The following is a 19,346-nucleotide window of genomic DNA, read 5'->3' as shown; positions in this document are numbered from 1 at the left end:
GCCTTTCCCCATGGCCGACATCTTCAGCGTGGTCGCGGACCCGACGCGGCGGGAACTCCTCGGGGCGCTCCTCGCGGCCTACGGCGCCGACGCGACCGGCGGGGAGCTCAGCGTCGGCCAGCTCGTCGAGAAGCTCGGGGTCAGCCAGCCCACCGTCTCGAAGCACCTCCGCGTCCTCCGCGACATCGGGCTCGTCACGAGCCGTGAGGAAGGGCAGCACCGCTACTACCGGCTCGACCCGGAACCGCTCCTGCACATCGAGGAGTGGGTCGTGCCGTTCACCGGTGCGGTCGACGCCGACGGCACCCCGGCGACCACGGCGTGGACCCTCGACGGGCAGCCCGTCTCGGTCCGTCGGAACGGCGCGGCCGGCAAGGCCACGGTCGAGGTCGGCACCGAGCTCGGGCGCGTCATGGCCGAGGCGTCGTACCGCGCCACCGCGGCGTTCTCGGGCGCGCAGCAGGGCTGGGAGCGGGTCGTCGAGAGCTCGCGCCGCCGGTTCACGAAGCGCGGCGAGGACGACTGACCTCACCCGTTCCGGGTGGTCGTGCACGGCGTGCTGTGCGGTGTTCCGCACCGCCCGTCCAGCGACCTCGTGGATGCTGGACACGGGGCATCACGCGCCCCTACAGTTACCAGTGACCACTCAGGTCACACATGAACTCCCGCGCTCGGGACCGAGCGCGAGCCCACCCGAAGGCGGACCATGACCGGCAGTTTCGACGACGTGCGCTTCCTCACCGTCGCTGAGGTGGCCGAGATGATGCGCGTGTCGAAGATGACCGTCTACCGCATGGTGCACGCCGGCGAGCTCCCCGCCATCCGGTTCGGCCGGTCGTTCCGGGTGCCGGAGTCCGCGGTCGCAGCGGTCCTGCGCGGCGGGATCGCGGACGTCGGCTGAGCGCGCTGCGTCGCCCGTTCGACATCACAGCGGCCCTCCGGTAGGATCGGGCAGGTTGATTTTCCGCGGCTTCATCGGCCCGGTGTCCGTACATCAGCATCAGTCCGAGCGAGGTCCACATGGGTTCTGTCATCAAGAAGCGTCGCAAGCGCATGGCGAAGAAAAAGCACCGCAAGCTCCTTCGCAAGACGCGTCACCAGCGTCGCAACAAGAAGTAAGTCGCGAGACTTGCCGCAGAAGCCCCGGTTCGCCGGGGCTTTCGTGTTCCCGGGGGACACTGCCGTGGCGACGCCCCGAGCGGCGCTACGCTGATCCCATGCCAGCCGTGACGCTCCTCACCAAGCCCGGATGCCATCTCTGCGACGACGCTCGACCCGTCGTCGAGCGGGTCGTCGCAGCGCATCCGGGGGCGACGTTCACCGAGACGTCGATCCTCGACGACGACGCGCTCCGGCTCGAGTACGCGGAGGACATCCCCGTCGTGCTCATCGACGGTCGCGTGCACAGCAACTGGCGCGTCGACGAGGACCGACTCGTCCGTGCCCTCGAGCAGGCAGGAGCCTCCGCATGATCCAGCACGTCGTCTCGTGGACGCTCCGGGAGGACCTCGACCGGGAGTCCTCCATCGACCGGATCCGGACGCTCCTGCACGGGCTGATCGGTGTCGTGCCGTCGATCCGCACGCTGCAGGTCGTCGAGAACGTCGCCTACCCCGGCAAGAACCAGGACGTCGCCGTCGTCGCGACCTTCGACGACCTCGCCGGGCTCGACGAGTACCAGGTGCACCCGGACCACCAGGCGGCCGCGGCCGAGATCCGTGGACTCGTCACGGGGCGGGCCGCCATCGACTGGCAGAGCTGAGCCGAGCCTCCCGTCCGGCGTGCGTGTGCCGCGCCCCTCGTCTCCGCGTCCGTCGTCCCGGGGTCGAGGGAACAGAAAACGTCGCCTCCCGAAGCTGGGGGCGACGTTTTCTGTTCCCTCGATGCCGCGACGGCGGCGTGAACCTACGGGGTGAGGCGCGTCGGGCCGCGGAACAGGTACGTGACCTCGCGGATGGACGGCTCGCCCAGCATGAGCATCAGGACGCGCGCCAGGCCCATGCCGAACCCACCGTGCGGCGGCACGCCGTAGCGGAAGAAGTCGAGGTACCAGCCGAGCTCGGCGGCGTCGAGCCCCTTCTCCTCCGCCTGTGCCGTGAGGACGTCGACGCGGTGCTCGCGCTGCGCGCCCGTGGAGATCTCGGCGCCGTTGAACAGCAGGTCGTAGCTGTTCGTGAGCGTCGGGTCGTCGGCGTGACGCATGTGGTAGTACGGCCGGATCGAGGCGTCGTAGTCGGTCACGAAGACGAACTCGGAACCGTGGTGCTCCTTGGCCCAAGCGGACACGCGGCGCTCGCCCTCCGGGTCGAGGTCGCCGTCGGCGCGGACGACGTCGTGGCCGCTGTCTGCGACGATCTTGCGGGCCTCGGCGAGGGTGACGCGAGGGAACGGCGTGGTCGGGACCTGCAGCTCGAAGCCGAAGACCTCCTCGATGTCCTTGCCGTACTTCTCCTTGACCGCGGTGATGCCCGCGACGAGGACCTCTTCATGCATCGCCATGACGTCCTCGTGCGACTCGATCCACGAGAACTCGGCGTCGACCGAGGTGAACTCGGTGGCGTGACGGCTGGTGAACGAGGGGTCGGCGCGGAACGCGTCGGCGATCTCGAACACGGCACCGAAGCCGGCGGGCTGGGCCATCTGCTTGAAGTTCTGCGGCGACTGCGCGAGGTACGCCGTCGTCTCGAAGTACTCGAGCTGGAAGAGCTCGGCACGGGACTCCGACGCCGAGGCCATCAGCTTCGGGGTGTGGATCTCGATGTAGTCGCGCTCCACCCAGTACGAGCGGAACGCGTGCTCCATCGTCGTCTGGATGCGGAAGATGAGGTTCTGCTTGCGGTTGCGCAGGTCGAGGAAGCGCCAGTCGAGTCGCTTGTCGAGCGAGGAGTCGTCGGCGATCGGGGTCTCCGGGATCGCCGCGCTGACGAGGGTCAGCTCGCCGACCTTGACCTCGAGGCCGCCGAGCTTGACGCGCTCGTCGTGCTTCAGGGTGCCGGTGACGTGGATGAAGGAGCCGTGCGCCAGACCCGAGATCGACTCGGTCGTCGCGAGTGCCGCCGCCGACGCGTCGTCGCCCTCGGTCGCCTCGCGCGTCGCGGGGTTGACGAGCTGGACGGCGCCGGTCTCGTCGCGCAGCACGACGAACTGCACCTTCTTCTGATCGCGGACGGTCTCGACCCATCCGGCCACGGAGACGGGACCGTCGGGGAGGGCGGCGAGGTCGCTGATGCGGGTGCGTTCGATCACGGTCGTCGAGTCTACCGGCCTGGCAGTTCTGCACAGCCCGGTTGCGTCCGGTGGTCGTCCACAGATGCGGCCTGGAGGCCCGGATCGCCTCCGCCGCGCTCGTAGCGTTCTCGATGTGGCCGGGTCGCGAGCGGGGAGGAGGTCCTCATGACGGAGGGGATCGAAGCACTCGCGGCCTGGCCACCTGCTGCGGTGGCGACGGTGGTCGCGGCCGTCTCGGGTACGCCTTCGCCGCGGCGATGTGCGACATGCAGAAGATTCCACGAGGTGAGGAACGGGGTGCGAAGGTGATGCGGGAACTGCTCAGCAGATCGAGGGAGACGGGATGACGACGATCTTCACACGCGCACGCGCAGGCGTCACGCGCTGGTTGGACCGACATGAACACCCTGCGGTGAGTGACGAGGAACTGGACGCGATGTGGGCTCGCGCGAAGGCCGGCGCGGCGGCATGGCACGCACACATCGAACAGCGGAAGCGCGAGATCGCGGCCGCGCGCGACGCGGCGTCAGGGGAGCGAGGCGCGCAGGGTGCTGAGGGTACCGATGAACTCCTCGGCCATGCCCGCCCGCTGAACGAGCTTCGCGTGCCGGGCCCGCGCGTCCTCCAGGAAGGCATCGAGGCGCGCTGCGCGTGCGGCCGTGTCCTCCGCATCACCGCCGGGGAGCCCGTCGACGATGCTGAGCAGGTCACCCATCTCCTCGAGTGAGAACCCGAGCGGCTTCATCCGACGGATGACGAGCAGGCGTTCCAAGTCGCGCGGGGTGTACACGCGGAACCCACCGGCGGTCCTGCCACTCGGGACGAGCAAGCCGACCTCGTCGTAGTGCCGGATCGTCCGGAGGGACATCCCTGCGCGGTCGGCGAGCTCGCCGATGTGCATCGTGCCGGCATCGTGCGCGTCGTCCTGGTCGCTCATCGGTGACAACCCTACCCTCACGTAACGGTAGAGTCGTCGGCGATGACGACCCTCACCTCAGCGCCGGCGGCCCCGAGCGTCCTGTCCGCACTCCGTTCGCCGAGGCTCCTGACGCGCGAGGTCCTGGCCGGCGTGGTCACCGCGCTGGCCCTCATCCCCGAGGCCATCTCGTTCTCGGTCGTCGCGGGCGTCGACCCGGCGGTCGGGCTCTTCTCGAGCGTGGTCATCGCCGTCGTGATCGCGATCGTCGGTGGCAGGCCCGCGATGGTGTCCGCCGCTGCCGGCTCCGTCGCGCTCGTGATCGCCCCGCTGGTGCGCGAGCACGGGATCGACTACCTCGTGCCGACGATCGTGCTCGGCGGCGTGATCCAGCTCGTCCTCGGGTTCCTCGGCGTCGCGCGGCTGATGCGCTTCATCCCGCGCAGCGTCAACGTCGCGTTCGTGAACGCCCTCGCGATCCTCATCTTCACGGCGCAGCTGCCGAACCTCTTCGGTCACGACGTACCGCTGGTGGTCTGGCCGTTGACGGCGCTGGGCGTCGCGATCATCGTCGCGTTCCCGTTCCTGACGAAGGCGGTCCCGGCGCCGCTCGTCGCCGTGGTCGTCATCACCGCGATCACCATCGTCTTCAGCGTCGCCGTCCCGACGGTCGGCGACGAGGGCGCGCTGCCGACCGCACTGCCGGGCTTCACCGGGATCACGGTGCCGTTCTCGTTCGAGACGCTGACGATCATCGCGCCGTACGCCTTCGGCATGGCGATCGTCGGGCTCATCGAGACGCTGCTCACGGCGCAGCTCGTCGACGCCATCACCGACACCGGCTCGAGCAAGTGGCGCGAGTCCTGGGGGCAGGGCATCGCCAACGTCGTCTCGGCGTTCTTCGGCGGCACGGGTGGCTGCGCGATGATCGGGCAGACGGTCATCAACGTGAAGACGGCCGGCGCCCGGACCAGGATCTCGACGTTCGTCGCGGGGGCGTCCGTCCTCGTGCTCACGATCGTGCTGCACGACGTGGTGGCGGAGATCCCGATGGCGGCGCTGACGGCCGTGATGCTGATGGTCTGCGTGGCCACCTTCGACTGGCACAGCATCCGCCCGAGGACCCTCGGCCGCATGCCCCTCGGCGAGACTGCCGTCATGGTCATCACCGTCATCGTCGTCGTCGTGACGAACAACCTCGCCACCGGTGTGATCGTGGGTGTCGTCGTCGCGGCGCTGGTGTTCGCGCGGCGGGTGGCGCACGTCGTGACCGTCGTGCGGGAGCCCGTCGACGAGCACACCGTCCGCTACCGGGTCCGCGGCGCGCTGTTCTTCGCGTCCTCGAACGACCTCGTCACCCGGTTCTCCTACGCCGAGGACCCCGAACACGTCGTCATCGACATGTCCGAGGGACACGTGTTCGACGCGAGCACGGTCGCGGCGCTCGACGGCGTGGAGCAGCGGTTCGCGGGGCACGGCTCGACCGTCGAGGTCGTCAACCTGAACACCGGGTCGGTCGCGCTGCACGGCAGGCTCTCCGGCCACCTCGACTGAGTGCTCCCGAAGCCGTGGATCGTCTGTGCGGGCGGTGGGAACAGCTGAGCGACCTAGACTGGAACCCATGCCCGCGACCCGAATCCACCTCGTGCGGCACGGCGAGGTACACAACCCGGACCGTGTGCTCTACGGCCGACTCCCGGGCTTCGGACTGAGCGAGCTCGGCACCGCCATGGCCGCAGCGTCCGCCGCCGCGTGGAAGGACTCCGGCGTCGACGTGCGCCGGATCATCGCCTCGCCGCTGCAGCGCACACAGGAGTCCGCCGCGCCGTGGGCCGCGGCGTACGGCCTCGACGTCACGCTCGACGAGCGCCTCATCGAGCCCACCAACCGCTACGAGGGACAGCCTCCCGGGTTCACGAAGCGATCGCTCCGTCGTCCGGCCGAGTGGCCCTGGATCGCGAACCCGCTCCGCCCGAGCTGGGGCGAGGCGTACGAGTCGATCGCGAACCGCATGCTCGCCGCCGTCGCCACGGCCTGGGAGAGCACGGACGAGGGCGACGTGGTCCTCGTCAGTCACCAGCTGCCGATCTGGATGGTGCACCGACGTCTCGCGGGGGAGCCTCTGTGGCACGACCCGCGCAAGCGTCGCTGTGACCTCTCGAGCATCACCACCCTCGAGCGTGTGCCCGCCACGCCGAGCGGTCGGTTCACCGAGGTCGGGTACGCCGACCCGGCCGAGGAACTCCGCGGGACGGCGATCGACGAAGGAGCAGTGTGACCGAGCGCAGCACGAAGGGGCGGCTCCTCGCCGTCGGAGCGACCGTGTTGGTCGCCGCGATCGCCCTCACCGGCTGCTCGTCCGGCAGCAGCGACAAGCTCTCGCAGCAGTACGGCAGCGGGACGACGCAGAACTACATCTCCGGCGACGGCGCGGTGACCGAGGTCGCCCAGGACAAGCGCACGGACGCGGTCGACTTCGACGCGACGACCGCCGACGGCGACGAACTGACGGCGAAGGCGCTCCGGGGCAAGGTCGTCGTCCTGAACTTCTGGTACGCCGGCTGCCCGCCGTGCCGTGCCGAGGCGAAGTACCTCAACGAGGTGCACCAGAAGTACACCGACGACCAGGTCCAGTTCATCGGCGTCAACGTGCGCGACCAGAAGGCCACCGCCGCCGCGTTCGAGCGCACCTTCAAGGTCGACTACCCGACCGTGCTCGACGCCGACAAGGGCGAGATGCAGCTCGCGCTCTCCGGTCAGATCGCCCCGAACGCGGTCCCGGCGACGATCGTCCTCGACAAGCAGGGCCGGGTCGCGGCCCGCGTGCTCGGCGCCGTGGACAGCACGAGCATCCTCGACACCCTGGTGTCGGACGAGCTCACCGGCAAGGCCTCCTGAGCCGTGGGCAGCAACCCCTTCGCCGACGCGATCCTCAGCGGGCAGATGCTCGTCGCCCTCCCGGTGGCGCTGCTCGCGGGGCTGGTCTCGTTCCTGTCGCCGTGCGTGCTGCCGCTCGTCCCCGGGTACCTCGGGTACGTCGGCGGTGTCGCCGAGGGCGGACGGGGACGCGGCCGCGTCGTGCTCGGGGTGCTGCTCTTCGTCCTCGGCTTCACGGCGGTGTTCGTCGCCTACACGACGGTGTTCGGTGCGCTCGGGTTCTGGCTCGTCCGCTGGCGCGACCTCATCACGCAGGTCCTCGGTGTCGTGGTGATCGTGATGGGCCTGGTGTTCGTCGGCCGCTTCACCTTCCTGCAGCGCACCCTGAAGCCGTCGTGGACCCCGGCGACGGGCCTCGTCGGCGCGCCGCTGCTCGGCATCGTGTTCGGCCTCGGCTGGACCCCGTGCCTCGGCCCGACGCTCGCCGCGATCAACCTGCTGAGCGTGCAGTCCGGCAGCGCCTGGCAGGGGATGTGGCTCGGCGTCGCCTACTGCCTCGGCCTCGGCATCCCGTTCCTGCTCGTCGCGCTCGGCGCCGGCTGGGCTTCGGGAGCGATCCGCGTCGTCAAGCGCCACATGCGCATCGTCAACATCATCGGAGGAGCGATCCTGATCGTCATCGGTCTGCTCATGGTCACCGGTATCTGGTCGGCCGTCATGTCGAGCGTGGGGGCGGTGATCCAGAGCTATGTCCCGGCAGTCTGAGTCCGAGAACGACCTCACGGGCACCGACCAGGTGACGAACGAGGGCGCCGACACCGCATCCGACCCGCAGCGGCCGTCCGACCACGTCGACGGCACCGCAGCGGCACCGACCGACGCCGGCGTGAACCAGCCGAAGCTCGGCTTCGTCGGGTACGTGCGCTTCTTCTGGCGCCAGCTGACGAGCATGCGCACCGCGCTGTTCCTGCTGATGATGCTCGCTCTCGCGGCGATCCCGGGATCCCTCGTGCCGCAGCGCACGGCGGACCCGAACGGCGTCGTGCAGTACAAGGCCGACCACGCGACGCTCTACCCGATCCTCGACAAGCTCCAGGTCTTCGACACCTACACCTCGGTGTGGTTCTCCGCGATCTACCTGCTGCTCTTCGTGTCGCTCATCGGCTGCATCGTGCCCCGCACCCGGCACCACTGGCAGGCGCTCCGCACCCGCCCACCGAAGACGCCGGTCCGCCTGACGCGACTCGCGGGGTTCCGCACCGTGGCGGTCGAACCGGACACCATGGCGGACGGCGCGACCGAGACGGACGCGGCCACGGGCCTCCCGTCCGTCGACCGCGCGGTCACGCGCGCCATGGCGCTCCTGAAGCGATCCGGCTACCGCGTCGAGCGGTTCGGCGACTCGGTGAGCGCGGAGCGCGGCTACCTGCGCGAGACGGGCAACCTGGTCTTCCACGCGGCGCTCGTCGGCGTGCTGATCGCCGTCGGCATCGGTGGCGGCTTCGGGTACACGGGCCAGCGGCTCCTCGTGGAGGGCCAGACCTTCTCGAACGTGCTCGGCTCGTACGACTCGTTCAACCCCGGTCGGTGGTTCGACCAGGAGCAGCTCAAGGGCTACAACCTGACCCTCGACAAGTTCGTCACGAAGTACGAGGAGCGGAACCTCAACGCCCTCGGCCAGGCGACGGACTACTCGGCGACGGTGACGAGCAAGGAGAAGGGCGGCGAGTCGAAGACCAGCCGCCTCGGCGTCAACGAGCCGCTCTCCATCGGTGGCACGAACGTCTACCTGCTCGGCAACGGGTACGCGATGAACGTGACCGTCCGGGACGGCGACGGCAACGTGGCGTTCCAGGACGTCGTGCCGTTCCTCCCCGCGGACGCGAACTACACCTCCACCGGCGTCATCAAGGTCCCGGACGCGTCGCCGGACCAGCTCGGCATGGTCGGGTTCTTCTACCCGACGGCGGTGAAGCAGACGACCGGCGCGTACGCCTCGACGTACCCGGACATCGAGAACCCGCTGCTCTCGCTGCAGGTCTACACGGGCGACCTCGGGCTCGACGACGGTGTCCCGCGGAGCGTCTACCAGCTCGACACGAAGGGGCTGACGCAGATCGCCGGCACCAAGGCGGACGCCGCGAGCATCCAGCTGAAGCCCGGCCAGACCAAGAAGCTGCCGGGGAACGCCGGGTCGATCACCTTCGACGGCGTCAAGCGGTACGTGTCGCTCGACGTGCACCACGACCCCTCGCAGCTCTTCGTCGGTGGCTTCGCGGTGCTCGCCGTGCTCGGCCTCCTGACCTCGCTCTTCGTCCCGCGCCGTCGCGTCTGGGTGAAGGTCGTGCCCCGCACGGGCGCGACGAACGGCGAGTACGACCTCGAGTACGCGGGCCTCGCCCGCGGCGAGGACCCCAATCTCGAGCGTGCCGTCGGCGAGATCGCCACGCGGCACACGTCGGACCTCGGAGTTAGGATGCCCCAGTGAACATGACGGAGAACCTCGCGACCTACTCGGTCGTGCTCACGTACTCGGCGATGGCCGTCTACGTGATCGCGTTCATCTCGTTCGCGCTGGACATGGCCAAGCGCGCGGGCGAGGTGTCCGTCGCGACCGACACGCAGTCCGTGACGGCGCAGCAGCAGGGCGCGGCGAAGACGGTCGCCACCGTCCAGGGCGGCACCGTCGTGCTCGAGCGGGTGGAGGCACCGGCGAAGACCGGCTCCGGCCGTCGTGGCACCCGGTTCGAACGGGTCGGCATGGCGATGACGATCCTCGCGCTCATCCTGCACGTCGGCTCGATCGTGCTCCGTGGCATCGCGGCCGACCGTGTGCCGTGGGGCAACATGTTCGAGTTCTCGCTGACCGGCACCGGGCTGATCGTGCTGATCTTCCTGCTGGTGCAGCTCTGGCAGAACCTGAAGTTCCTCGGCGTCTTCATCACCGGCCTCACGCTCATCCTGCTCGGCATCGCGACGGTCAACTACTACGTGCCCGTCGTCCCGCTCCAGCCGGCGCTGCAGTCGTACTGGCTCGTCATCCACGTGTTCGTGGCGATCGCCGGCACCGGCTTCTTCGCGCTCGGCGCCGGGCTCGCGGTGGCGCAGCTCGTGCAGACCTACCGGCTCGGGCACCCGGCCGTGTCCAAGAAGATCCGCTTCATGGAGACGCTGCCGGACGCCGACCGGCTCGAGGTCCTCACCTACCGTGTGCTCCTCGTCGGCTTCGTCCTCTGGACCTTCACGCTCATCGCCGGTGCGATCTGGGCCGAGCGTGCCTGGGGTCGCTACTGGGGCTGGGACACGAAGGAAGTCTGGACGTTCATCATCTGGGTCGTCTACGCCGGGTACATCCACGCCCGTGCGACCCGCGGGTGGCGTGGTGCGCGGTCGTCGTGGCTGGCGCTCATCGGGTTCGCGGCCGTCATGTTCAACTTCTCCGTCGTGAACGTGTTCTTCAAGGGCCTGCACAGCTATTCCGGCCTGTGAGTCCGGTCGCGTCCGCCGCTCGTCGGTGGTTCGCGCCCGCTGGTTGACATCGCGCCCCGTCACGACGGGGCGCGATGTTCACGTGGGGGCGCGACACCGGGTCAGGTCGGTCCGCCACCGGTCGCCCAGCCTGGAGGCTCGGTGCCGGTCCCTTGGTCGGCGCGCGGCTCCTGGCGGCTGAGATCGCACTCCGCGTCGGTTCCGGGAATGGCGTACCGACACGGATTGCGATTTCACGGGCCCGTCCGGCGCGGCGGGCCCGTCCGGGGGGACGCTACGCGCCGGGCGCGGCGGCGAGGAGCGCGTGGACGCGCTCGACACGGGCGCGCCACCACGCTTCCCGATCCGGGGCGGCCCGGAAGCGCTCGAGCAGCGCCGACGACGGCTCCACCCGACGGACCGCGATCCTGCCGTCCTCGGGCAGCAGCGGCGACGCGGTGACGTCTCCCTCGAACATCGCCGCGGTCCCGAGTCCCGCCGCGTACCCGGGGGACATCGCCGCCGCGGCGAGGAACGCCCCCATGCCGAGGCCGACGGACGTGTCGAGCGCGCTGGACACCACGCAGGGGAGCCCGGCCGACGCGATGACCTCCCGGGCGGCGGTGATCCCGCCGAGGGGCTGCGCCTTGACGACGAGCACGTCAGCCGCCCCCGCCCGGGCGACCGCGAGCGGATCCGATGCCTTCCGGACGCTCTCGTCGGCGGCGATCCGCACGCCGAGCCCGTCGATCCGTGCACGCAGCGCCGCGAGCTCGGGCACGGTCCGGCACGGCTGCTCCGCGTACTGCAGGTCGAACGGAGCCAGACGTTCCAGCGCCTCGGCTGCCTGGTCGAGGGTCCACAAGCCGTTCGCGTCGACACGGACGGCCGCGGACGGACCCATCACCCGCCGGACCTCGGCGACCCGGGCGACGTCGTCGTCGATCGAGGTCCCGGGTTCCGCGACCTTGACCTTCGCGGTCGTGCAGCCCGGGTACCGCGCGAGCAGTCCTGCCACGGCACCGGGATCGACGGCGGGGACGGTGGCGTTGACCAGGACGGATGGCATCGCGGGGGTGTGCGGCGTCCAGCCGAAGTCGATCGCACCGCGAAGCCACGCGGCGGCCTCGGCGTCGTCGTACTCGACGAACGGCGAGAACTCCGTCCAGCCCTCCGGCCCGCGGAGCACCATCGCCTCCCGCGTGGTGATGCCGCGGAACCGCACCCGCATCGGGAGGGCGACGACGTGGGCATCGGCGAGGAGGTCGGCGAGATCGGGGAGCACGGATCCATCCTCGCAGCCGGACGGCACGTGTCCAGCGGACCTCACAGTTCCTCGGAGGGGACCGCCAGGGCGGAGCATTAGCATGCATCGGTCGGCCTCGGTCGGCTCCGATCGGCCACGACCAGAGGGAGGCTCCGTGACGTCCAACCCGCACCAGCGGTCGTCACGCAGCACGTCCGGAGGCAGCGACGAGTTCGCGCGTCTCATGCGGAGCAACACCGTCGACGTCCGGGCGAAGACCGCCTCGCGTCGCCGCAAGAACCCCCTCGTCGGCAAGATCGCCTTCGGCCTCGCGATCGTCTCGGCCGCCGTCGACGCCAGCGCCTTCGCGGTGTTCATGGGCGGCGACACGACCTTCGCGTTCGGCATCTGCTTCGTCGTCGTGTTCCTGACGCTCGTCGCCGCCGTGCTCGGGTTCATCGCCGCGGTCGGTGGGTTCGGCCGGTGGTACGGCTCCATCGGCGTCGTGGTGGCGTTCTTCGCGAACCCGGTGATCCTCATCGTCCTCGTCGTCATGGTCGCCCCGGAGCTCCTCACCGACATGGGGGCCTAGGGCTCCGGCGATAGGTTGGGTGCATGCCCGACACCGTGTCCGACCTGTTCGACCCCGACGTCTGGACGACCGCTCCCGCAGCCGCGTCGTTCACCGACATCACCTACCACAAGCACGTGTCGAAGGGCATCGTCCGCATCGCCTTCGACCGCCCCGAGGTCCGCAACGCCTTCCGTCCCCGCACGGTGGACGAGCTCTACCGCGCACTCGACGACGCCCGCCAGGACCCCCGCGTCGGCGTCGTCCTGCTCACCGGCAACGGCCCGAGCCCGAAGGACGGCGGCTGGGCGTTCTGCTCCGGCGGCGACCAGCGCATCCGTGGCCGCAGCGGCTACCAGTACGTCGGTGACGAGGGGGCCCCGCCGGAGGGCGTCGACCCGGCCGCAGCCCAGGCGTCGATGGGTCGGCTGCACATCCTCGAGGTCCAGCGACTCATCCGCATGATGCCGAAGGTCGTCATCGCCGTGGTCCCCGGGTGGGCGGCCGGCGGCGGGCACTCGCTGCACGCCATCTGCGACCTGACGATCGCCAGCGCCGAGCACGGGAAGTTCAAGCAGACCGATGCCGACGTGGGATCGTTCGACGGCGGGTACGGCAGCGCGTACTACGCCAAGCAGATCGGCCAGAAGGTCGCGCGAGAGGTCTTCTTCCTGGCACAGGAGTACTCGGCGCAGCGCGCGTACGAGATGGGCGCCGTGAACGCCGTCGTGCCGCACGAGGACCTCGAACGCGAGGCGATCCGCTGGGGCGAGATCATCCTCGGCAAGTCCCCGACGGCGATCCGGATGCTCAAGTACGCCTTCAACGCGGTCGACGACGGCATGGTCGGCCAGCAGGTCTTCGCCGGCGAAGCCACCCGCCTCGCCTACGGCACCGACGAGGCCGTCGAGGGCCGCGACTCGTTCCTCGAGAAGCGCGCGCCCGAGTGGACGTCCTTCCCCTGGCACTACTGATGCGGCGCGCCTGATGCCCCGCCCCCTGGTCCGGCTCGGCACGTCGGATCCGCTGGCCGTGCTGCGCGGCCTGGAGGCCGCCCTCGCCGGCGGCCCCGCACTGCTCCCGGTCGCCGAGGACGCTCCCGCACTGCCGACCCCGGCTCCGGCTGCCGTCGAGCAGCGGGTCGCCCTGGTCGTCGAGACGAGCGGTTCCACCGGCACCGGCAAGCGGGTGGCGCTGTCGTCCGACGCGCTCCTCGCCGGCGCGGCCGCAGCCGACGCTGCCCTCGGTGGACCGGGCGGGTGGGTGCTCGCGCTGCCCACGCACTACATCGCCGGCCTCAACGTGCTCACCCGGTCGATCGCGGCGGGTACTACCCCGTCGGTCGTCGCTGCAGGGCACTTCGACGCCGGTGCGTTCGCGGACGCGGCCGATCGGCTCGTGACCGGTCCGGCTGCACCACGTCGGTACACGTCGCTCGTCCCGGTGCAGCTCGCCCGCGTGCTGGACGACCCTCGTGCGACGGCAGCGCTGGCCGGCTTCGACGCGGTCCTCGTCGGCGGGCAGTCGACCCCGGCACCGCTGCGTGAGCGTGCGGTGGCGGCCGGTGTGCCCGTCGTCACCACGTACGGCGCGAGCGAGACGAGCGGCGGGTGCGTGTACGACGGACGACCGTTCGGTACCGTCCGCACCTCGCTCGTCGACAGTGAGCTGTGGCTGCACGGTCCGATGCTCGCGGAGGGGTACCTCGGCGACGACGACCGGACCGCGGCGACGTTCGTCGAGCGTGACGGGCTCCGGTGGTACCGCACGGGCGACGCGGCGACGCTCGACGACGGCCGCGTCCGGGTGCTCGGCCGACTCGACGACGTGATCATCTCCGGTGGCGAGAAGGTCCCGCTCGGACTGGTCGAGCGTCACGTCCGGGAACTCCCCGGGCAGGACGCCGCGGTGGTCACCCGTCGGGACTCGGCGGAGTGGGGCGAGGTCCCGGTCGTCGTGACGGCGACACCGCTCGACCTCGACACGGTCCGTGACCACGTCGGCGCCGCACTCGGACGCGCGGCGAGGCCCGCCGAGGTCGTGGTCGTCGACCGCGTGCCGATGCTCGCGTCCGGCAAGCCCGACCGGCGGGCGATCCGAGCACTCGTCGCTGATCGATAGCTCCCGCGAATAGGATTGACGGTCGTGGCACGAGCGAAGAACGAGACGCACAAGCAGGGCAGGTCGGGCAACCCGGCCAAGGCGGCATCCCCGGCACGGACCCGCGGTCGCGCGACCGCACGCGACTGGATCGGCGGGGCACGGCTCCGCACCCTGACGCTCGGTGTCGTCCCGGTCGTGCTCGGCACCACGGTGGGCTTCGTCGACAGCGGCATTGCCGGTGACTTCGGCGCGTTCCTCGCGAAGGACGGCCACCTCACGATCGCGATCCTCGCGCTGCTCGTCGCCCTGTTCCTGCAGATCGGCGTGAACTACAGCAACGACTACTCGGACGGCGTCCGGGGGACCGACGAGTTCCGTGTGGGCCCCGCCCGGCTCACGGGCGCCGGCCTCGCGAAGCCGCGCACGGTGCTGACGGTCGCCCTGACGTTCTTCGGGCTCGCCGCCGTCGCCGGCATCGTCATCGTGGTCCTCACCCAGCTCTGGTGGCTGCTGATCGTCGGCGCCGCAGCGATCGTCGCCGCGTGGTTCTACACCGGCGGCAAGAAGCCCTACGGGTACAACGCGCTCGGCGAGGTCTTCGTCTTCGTGTTCTTCGGTCTCGTCGCCGTGCTCGGGACCGAGTACGTGCTCATCGGCCGGGTCACCGCGAGTGGCTGGGCAGCGGCCGTCGCCGCCGGGTTCTTCGCCTGTGCGGTGCTGATGGTGAACAACATCCGCGACATCGACGAGGACCGGCTCGCCGGCAAGCGGACCCTCGCGGTCACCGTCGGGCTGCCGGTCGCCCGCGTGCTCTACGGCCTGTTCCTGCTGCTGCCGTACGTGCTGCTCGTCTGGTTCGTGCTGCTGTACTTCCGGACCGGCTTCACGTACTTCTCGCTGCTGCTGGTGCTGCCGGCACTCGCGATCGGGGTGTCGTCCCGCAAGCCGCGTGAGCTCATCACCGCGCTGCAGCTGTCGTCGTTCGGGTCGCTGGCCTACGGCGTCGTGCTCGGCGTCATGCTCGCGCTGCAGCCCTAGCCCGAGCCGCGGGCCGGGGCGAACCGGGTCAGTCGGTGGGGTGCTCGCGGCGCTCCGCGTGACGGTCGGCGTCCGACACCGGGGCCTCCGCGTCGGTGTCCGAGGCCGAGACGAAGTCGTCCTCGAAGTCGGAGTCGGCGTCCCGCTCCGGACGGCCGCGTCGGTTCGCCATGCTCGTCGTCACCTGCGAGCGGAGCTTCGGCAGCGCGATGTACGAGACGAGCAGGCCGATGAGCGCCGCGCCGATCGTCGCCCAGTACCACGGGAGACCGATCACGAACAGGACGACCAGCGCCGCCGCGAAGATCCCGAGACGGGCGAGGGTGTACACGAGCCACGCTTTCACCCGGCAAGTCTACGGACCCGTCAACCGTGAGGTCGGTCACAGCCTGTGCACCTACACTCCTGGGCATGGTCCGCTTGTGGCTCGTCGTCGTCGTCGCCGCCGTGGCGTTCACGGTCTTCACGCTCATCGACTGCGCCACGATGCCGAAGCACCGCATCCGATCGCTCGGGCGCGGCCTCTGGATCCTCTTGATCATCATCCTGCCGGTCCTCGGCGGGGTCCTCTGGTTCCTGCTCGGCCGGGCCCCGGCGGCTCCGGAGCGCGTCGCCCGGTACCGTGGTCCCGAAGACGACCCGGACTTCCTCGGTGAGCAGGCTCCCGAGCGGCCCCGCACGGACAAGGACCAGGACGACGCGACCCTCCGCAACCTCGAAGAGCAGTTCCACGACACCGACGACGACGGCCGCACCGATCGCTGACGGCGTTCAGCAGGGCTCCGGCAGCCCGGCGTCCGACTTCGCCCTCGCGCTCCTGCAGGAGTTCGCCCGCGCCGGGGTCACCGACGTCGTCGTGAGCCCCGGATCCCGATCCCAAGCCCTCGCCCTCGCGGCGGTCGCCCTCGAACGTGCCGGCGGCGTCACCGTGCACGTGCGACTCGACGAGCGGACGGCCGGGTTCTTCGCGCTCGGGCTCGCCGTCGAGACCGGTCGTCCCGCGCTCGTGGTCACGACCTCCGGCACCGCCGTCGCGAACCTGCACCCGGCCGTGCTCGAAGCGCACCACTCCGGCGTGCCGATGATCGTCGTGTCCGCCGACCGTCCGGCCGAACTCCGCGGGATCGGCAGCAACCAGACCACCGTCCAGCCCGGCATCTTCGCGCAGGCGGTCTCGTTCGTCCGCGAGGTCGAGGCCCCGACCCAGCACGGCGTCGACGACAGCACCCGCGACACCATCCGGAGCACCGTGCGCGAGACCGTCGCCGCGGCATCGGGACACACCGGGCAGCCGGGGCCCGTGCAGCTGGACGTCGCCTTCCGCGAACCGCTCTCCGCGACGCTCACCGACGTCGAGGGCGTCCCGGAGGACGAGATCGACCTCGCGTTCGCCACCCGCCGCGTCCACACCGGGCTCCCCGTCGCGGAGCTCACCCCGGACGACGAGCCCGCGACTGTCGTGATCGCCGGGCACGACGCCGGCGAGGACGCCGAGCGCGTGGCGTGGGAGCTCGGTGCGCCGTTGCTGGCCGAGGTGTCGAGCGGAGCGCGCTTCGGGCGGAACCTGGCCGTGACCTACCGCGAGCTGCTGCGCGACCCGGACTTCGGCGGCCGGGTCCGCCGTGCCGTCGTGCTCGGCCACCCGACGCTCAGCCGCGAGGTCCCGGCGCTCCTGCAGCGCGACGACGTCGAGGTGGTGACCGTCCGCGGGGCCGGAGCCGACGCGTACGACCCGAGCCGAGCCTCCGACCCGAGCCGAGCCTCCCGGCTGGTCTCCGATGTCACCGTGACGGGCCGGACCCGTCCGGAGCACCGCGCGTGGGTGGGTCGCTGGGTGGCCGCGAGCCGAGCCGCGCTCGGCAACGGCGACGCCGGGCCGGACCTGGACGCGAAGCGGTCGGAAGACCGCGCCGAACGCAACCGGTTCCTCCGCGACGAGGTCGCGCTGCGTCGTCGACCGGTCGACCGGGCGATGCTCGCCGACGCCGTGTGGGGCGTGACGTGGCCGCACGACCGGTTGGTCCTCGGCGCGTCCCAGATCATCCGCGTGGCCGACGGTCGCGTCCTCGGCAAGAAGATCCGCGTGCACGCCAACCGCGGGCTCGCCGGCATCGACGGCACGGTGTCCACCGCGCTCGGGATCGCCGCCGCGCTCGAGCAGACGCAGGCGGCCGGCGGGACGACCCGCGTGCTCCTCGGGGACCTGACGTTCCTGCACGACCTCGGGGCGTTCGTCACCGGGACCGAGGAACGCACCAGCCGCGTGCAGGTCGTCGTCGGCAACGACTCCGGCGGCGCGATCTTCCGCGGGCTGGAGGTCGCCGAGACCACCCCGGCGTCGGACATGCGCCGCATGATGACGACGCCGCAACACGTCGACGTCGAGCGGGTCGTCACGGGGCTCGGGTGGGAGTACCGCCGCGCGGCGACGTGGGGCGACCTCGAGCAGGTGCTCACCGACCCCGCCGAGCGAGTGGTCATCGAGGTGCCCCTGGCCGACTGAGCCCGCGCTGCGCTCCTGAACGCGCTCTCGTTCTCTGGCTCGACTCGCTCCCCATCGGCCCGAGTCGGGGGGTGAGAGAGACGGAGCGGGAACCCGCGCGCTGCCCTACGCCAGCGCGTCGCGGATCGGGCGGAACTTCAGCGCGGTCTCCGCGACCTCGCGCGCCGGATCCGACTCGCCGACGATGCCCGCGCCGGCCCAGGCCCGCACGGCGCCGTCGGGGTCGATCTCGGCGCTCCGGAGCGCCAGCATCCACTCGCCGTCGCCCGACGCGCCGAGCCAGCCGACGGGTCCGGCGTACCGACCCCGGTCGACCCCTTCGAGCTCGGCCACCAGCCGGACGGCCACGTCGGTCGGGGTCCCGGCGACGGCGGCGGTCGGGTGCAGCGCGTCGGCGATGTCGAGCGACGTCGTCCCGACGGGCAGCGTCGCCTGGACGTCGCTGGCGAGGTGCCACAGGTTCGGCAGCTGCAGGCGGAACGGCTCCGGGTCGACCCGCAGGTCCGTGGCGAGCGGGCGGAGCGCGTCGACGAGGCTCCTGATCGCGAACGCGTGCTCGGAGACGTCCTTCGCGCTCGATGCCAGTGCTTCGGCGGCGGCGCGGTCCGACACGGCGTCGGTGCCACGTGCTGCACTGCCGGCGAGCACCCGGGCGGTGAGTCGTGTGCCGTCGGTGCGTGCGAGGGTCTCCGGTGTCGCTCCCACCAGGCCGTCCACGGCGAACGTGACGCACTGCGGGTAGGTGTCGGCGAGGTCGAGGAGGAGCGCACGGCGGTCGGCACCAGGGGGCAGCGAGCCGACGAGGTCCCGGGCGAGGACGACCTTCTGCGCGTCGCCGGCGGTGATCCGTCGGACGGCCTCGGCGACCGACGCGGCGTAGGCGTCCTCGTCGATGCGCCCGGGGGAGAACGTGACGGACAGGTGTGGTCCCACGTGCGGGACGGGCACCGAGGTCCGGGTGAAGGCCAGGGGAGCCGGGTCGGGCGTGGTGTCGATCGCGGTCAGCCATGCCTTGCCGCGCCGGCGTCCGACGACGACCCGCGGCACGATCAGCACGCTGGTCGCGGCCGAGTCGTCGGCGAACGCGAACGCGCCGAACGCGACGAGACCGGACCCTCGGAGCTGCACCGGGTCGTCGACCACCGCGCGCTCGGCGATGGTCTTCCAGGCCTCCGCCGCGTCGCGCATCCTGGCCGGGCCGGTGAACTCGAACCGGAGCGCCTCGCCGATGCCGACGATGCCGTCACCGTTGCGCACGAAGGCGAGCGGGGTGTCGGGGAGCGTGTGGCGGAGCACGGCGCCCGGGTCGTCGAGGATCCGGGTCGAGACCGTGAGCGGCGGGGCCGCCGTGGCGGTTCGGGTCACGGGACGATCGTACGCGCGCCGCCCGGACGCG

General features: G+C 71.0%; 22 protein-coding genes. 17 read left to right on the top strand and 5 right to left on the bottom strand.

Annotation, left to right across the window (positions count from 1 at the left end):
• Positions 1-10 precede the first annotated feature (10 nt).
• The 5 genes from ACO0E1_RS11270 (at position 11) to ACO0E1_RS11250 (ending at position 1,762) form a co-directional block, all read left to right on the top strand.
• The gene (locus tag ACO0E1_RS11270; RefSeq protein ID WP_422874261.1) at positions 11-526 is read left to right on the top strand and encodes an ArsR/SmtB family transcription factor; all 516 of its coding nucleotides are present in this window, start codon (positions 11-13) and stop codon (positions 524-526) included.
• Positions 527-706: 180 nt separating this feature from the next.
• On the top strand, positions 707-901 hold the full coding sequence (locus tag ACO0E1_RS11265) for a helix-turn-helix domain-containing protein (protein WP_281265160.1): 195 nt from the start codon (positions 707-709) through the stop codon (positions 899-901).
• Between the two features lie 119 nt (positions 902-1,020).
• Complete coding sequence (locus ACO0E1_RS11260; RefSeq protein WP_003792170.1) at positions 1,021-1,119, top strand: 30S ribosomal protein bS22; 99 nt, start codon at positions 1,021-1,023, stop codon at positions 1,117-1,119.
• A gap of 98 nt (positions 1,120-1,217) precedes the next feature.
• The gene (locus ACO0E1_RS11255) at positions 1,218-1,472 is read left to right on the top strand and encodes a glutaredoxin family protein (protein ID WP_422874260.1); all 255 of its coding nucleotides are present in this window, start codon (positions 1,218-1,220) and stop codon (positions 1,470-1,472) included.
• The gene (locus ACO0E1_RS11250; RefSeq protein WP_422874259.1) at positions 1,469-1,762 is read left to right on the top strand and encodes a Dabb family protein; all 294 of its coding nucleotides are present in this window, start codon (positions 1,469-1,471) and stop codon (positions 1,760-1,762) included. Before ACO0E1_RS11255 ends, ACO0E1_RS11250 begins: the two co-directional genes overlap by 4 nt.
• 143 nt (positions 1,763-1,905) lie before the next feature.
• Here the strand turns inward: ACO0E1_RS11250 and aspS are convergent, their stop codons facing one another.
• Positions 1,906-3,246 carry an aspartate--tRNA(Asn) ligase gene (gene aspS / locus ACO0E1_RS11245; protein WP_422874258.1) on the bottom strand — a complete coding sequence of 447 codons (1,341 nt, stop codon included), beginning with the start codon at positions 3,244-3,246 and terminating at the stop codon, positions 1,906-1,908.
• A 508-nt stretch (positions 3,247-3,754) separates the two neighbouring features.
• Complete coding sequence (locus tag ACO0E1_RS11240) at positions 3,755-4,165, bottom strand: helix-turn-helix domain-containing protein (RefSeq protein ID WP_422874257.1); 411 nt, start codon at positions 4,163-4,165, stop codon at positions 3,755-3,757.
• Between the two features lie 42 nt (positions 4,166-4,207).
• On the opposite strand from ACO0E1_RS11240, the gene ACO0E1_RS11235 reads away from it, so the two are divergent.
• From ACO0E1_RS11235 to ccsB, 6 genes are all read left to right on the top strand, one after another.
• Positions 4,208-5,698, top strand: coding sequence for a SulP family inorganic anion transporter (locus ACO0E1_RS11235; RefSeq protein ID WP_422874256.1), 1,491 nt, complete (start codon positions 4,208-4,210; stop codon positions 5,696-5,698).
• Positions 5,699-5,765: 67 nt separating this feature from the next.
• On the top strand, positions 5,766-6,422 hold the full coding sequence (locus ACO0E1_RS11230; protein WP_422874255.1) for a histidine phosphatase family protein: 657 nt from the start codon (positions 5,766-5,768) through the stop codon (positions 6,420-6,422).
• Entirely contained in the window at positions 6,419-7,042 is a 624-nt protein-coding gene (locus ACO0E1_RS11225; RefSeq protein ID WP_422874254.1) for a TlpA family protein disulfide reductase, read from the top strand. The genes ACO0E1_RS11230 and ACO0E1_RS11225 overlap by 4 nt, the downstream gene beginning before the upstream one ends.
• Positions 7,043-7,087: 45 nt before the next feature.
• Positions 7,088-7,786, top strand: a complete 699-nt coding sequence (locus tag ACO0E1_RS11220; protein ID WP_281267612.1) for a cytochrome c biogenesis CcdA family protein — start codon at positions 7,088-7,090, stop codon at positions 7,784-7,786.
• Positions 7,770-9,509: a cytochrome c biogenesis protein ResB gene (gene resB / locus ACO0E1_RS11215; RefSeq protein WP_422874253.1), complete on the top strand. Its 1,740-nt coding sequence runs from the start codon at positions 7,770-7,772 to the stop codon at positions 9,507-9,509. The genes ACO0E1_RS11220 and resB overlap by 17 nt, the downstream gene beginning before the upstream one ends.
• A 2-nt stretch (positions 9,510-9,511) precedes the next feature.
• Entirely contained in the window at positions 9,512-10,510 is a 999-nt protein-coding gene (gene ccsB / locus ACO0E1_RS11210; protein WP_281267611.1) for a c-type cytochrome biogenesis protein CcsB, read from the top strand.
• A 274-nt stretch (positions 10,511-10,784) separates the two neighbouring features.
• On the opposite strand, the gene ACO0E1_RS11205 is transcribed toward ccsB, so the two are convergent.
• Positions 10,785-11,774 (bottom strand): o-succinylbenzoate synthase, encoded by a 990-nt coding sequence (locus ACO0E1_RS11205; RefSeq protein ID WP_422874252.1) that lies wholly within the window; start codon positions 11,772-11,774, stop codon positions 10,785-10,787.
• Positions 11,775-11,910: 136 nt separating this feature from the next.
• Here ACO0E1_RS11205 and ACO0E1_RS11200 point away from each other — a divergent pair, with 136 nt between their 5' ends.
• Genes ACO0E1_RS11200 through ACO0E1_RS11185 form a run of 4 tightly spaced genes read left to right on the top strand, consistent with a single transcriptional unit; the run spans position 11,911 to position 15,447 of the window.
• Entirely contained in the window at positions 11,911-12,327 is a 417-nt protein-coding gene (locus ACO0E1_RS11200) for a hypothetical protein (RefSeq protein WP_422874251.1), read from the top strand.
• 23 nt (positions 12,328-12,350) lie between these two features.
• Complete coding sequence (locus ACO0E1_RS11195) at positions 12,351-13,280, top strand: 1,4-dihydroxy-2-naphthoyl-CoA synthase (protein WP_422874250.1); 930 nt, start codon at positions 12,351-12,353, stop codon at positions 13,278-13,280.
• 13 nt (positions 13,281-13,293) lie between these two features.
• A complete protein-coding gene (locus ACO0E1_RS11190; RefSeq protein ID WP_422874249.1) occupies positions 13,294-14,427 on the top strand; it encodes an AMP-binding protein in 1,134 nt (377 codons plus the stop codon).
• Between the two features lie 24 nt (positions 14,428-14,451).
• Complete coding sequence (locus ACO0E1_RS11185) at positions 14,452-15,447, top strand: 1,4-dihydroxy-2-naphthoate polyprenyltransferase (protein WP_422874248.1); 996 nt, start codon at positions 14,452-14,454, stop codon at positions 15,445-15,447.
• Positions 15,448-15,475: 28 nt separating this feature from the next.
• On the opposite strand, the gene ACO0E1_RS11180 is transcribed toward ACO0E1_RS11185, so the two are convergent.
• Positions 15,476-15,793: a DUF4229 domain-containing protein gene (locus ACO0E1_RS11180; protein WP_422874247.1), complete on the bottom strand. Its 318-nt coding sequence runs from the start codon at positions 15,791-15,793 to the stop codon at positions 15,476-15,478.
• A gap of 65 nt (positions 15,794-15,858) precedes the next feature.
• On the opposite strand from ACO0E1_RS11180, the gene ACO0E1_RS11175 reads away from it, so the two are divergent.
• Positions 15,859-16,212 carry a PLDc N-terminal domain-containing protein gene (locus ACO0E1_RS11175; protein ID WP_422874246.1) on the top strand — a complete coding sequence of 118 codons (354 nt, stop codon included), beginning with the start codon at positions 15,859-15,861 and terminating at the stop codon, positions 16,210-16,212.
• The gene (menD, locus tag ACO0E1_RS11170; protein WP_422874245.1) at positions 16,100-17,950 is read left to right on the top strand and encodes a 2-succinyl-5-enolpyruvyl-6-hydroxy-3-cyclohexene-1-carboxylic-acid synthase; all 1,851 of its coding nucleotides are present in this window, start codon (positions 16,100-16,102) and stop codon (positions 17,948-17,950) included. The genes ACO0E1_RS11175 and menD overlap by 113 nt, the downstream gene beginning before the upstream one ends.
• Before the next feature lie 105 nt (positions 17,951-18,055).
• Here menD and ACO0E1_RS11165 read toward each other — a convergent pair whose 3' ends face one another.
• Positions 18,056-19,315, bottom strand: a complete 1,260-nt coding sequence (locus ACO0E1_RS11165) for an isochorismate synthase (RefSeq protein ID WP_422874244.1) — start codon at positions 19,313-19,315, stop codon at positions 18,056-18,058.
• Positions 19,316-19,346: the final 31 nt, after the last annotated feature.

Origin of the sequence: Curtobacterium guangdongense (assembly GCF_049341845.1) — a bacterium.
Taxonomy (GTDB): Bacteria; Actinomycetota; Actinomycetes; order Actinomycetales; family Microbacteriaceae; genus Curtobacterium; species Curtobacterium guangdongense.
This window is presented reverse-complemented; position numbering and strand designations above follow the sequence as displayed.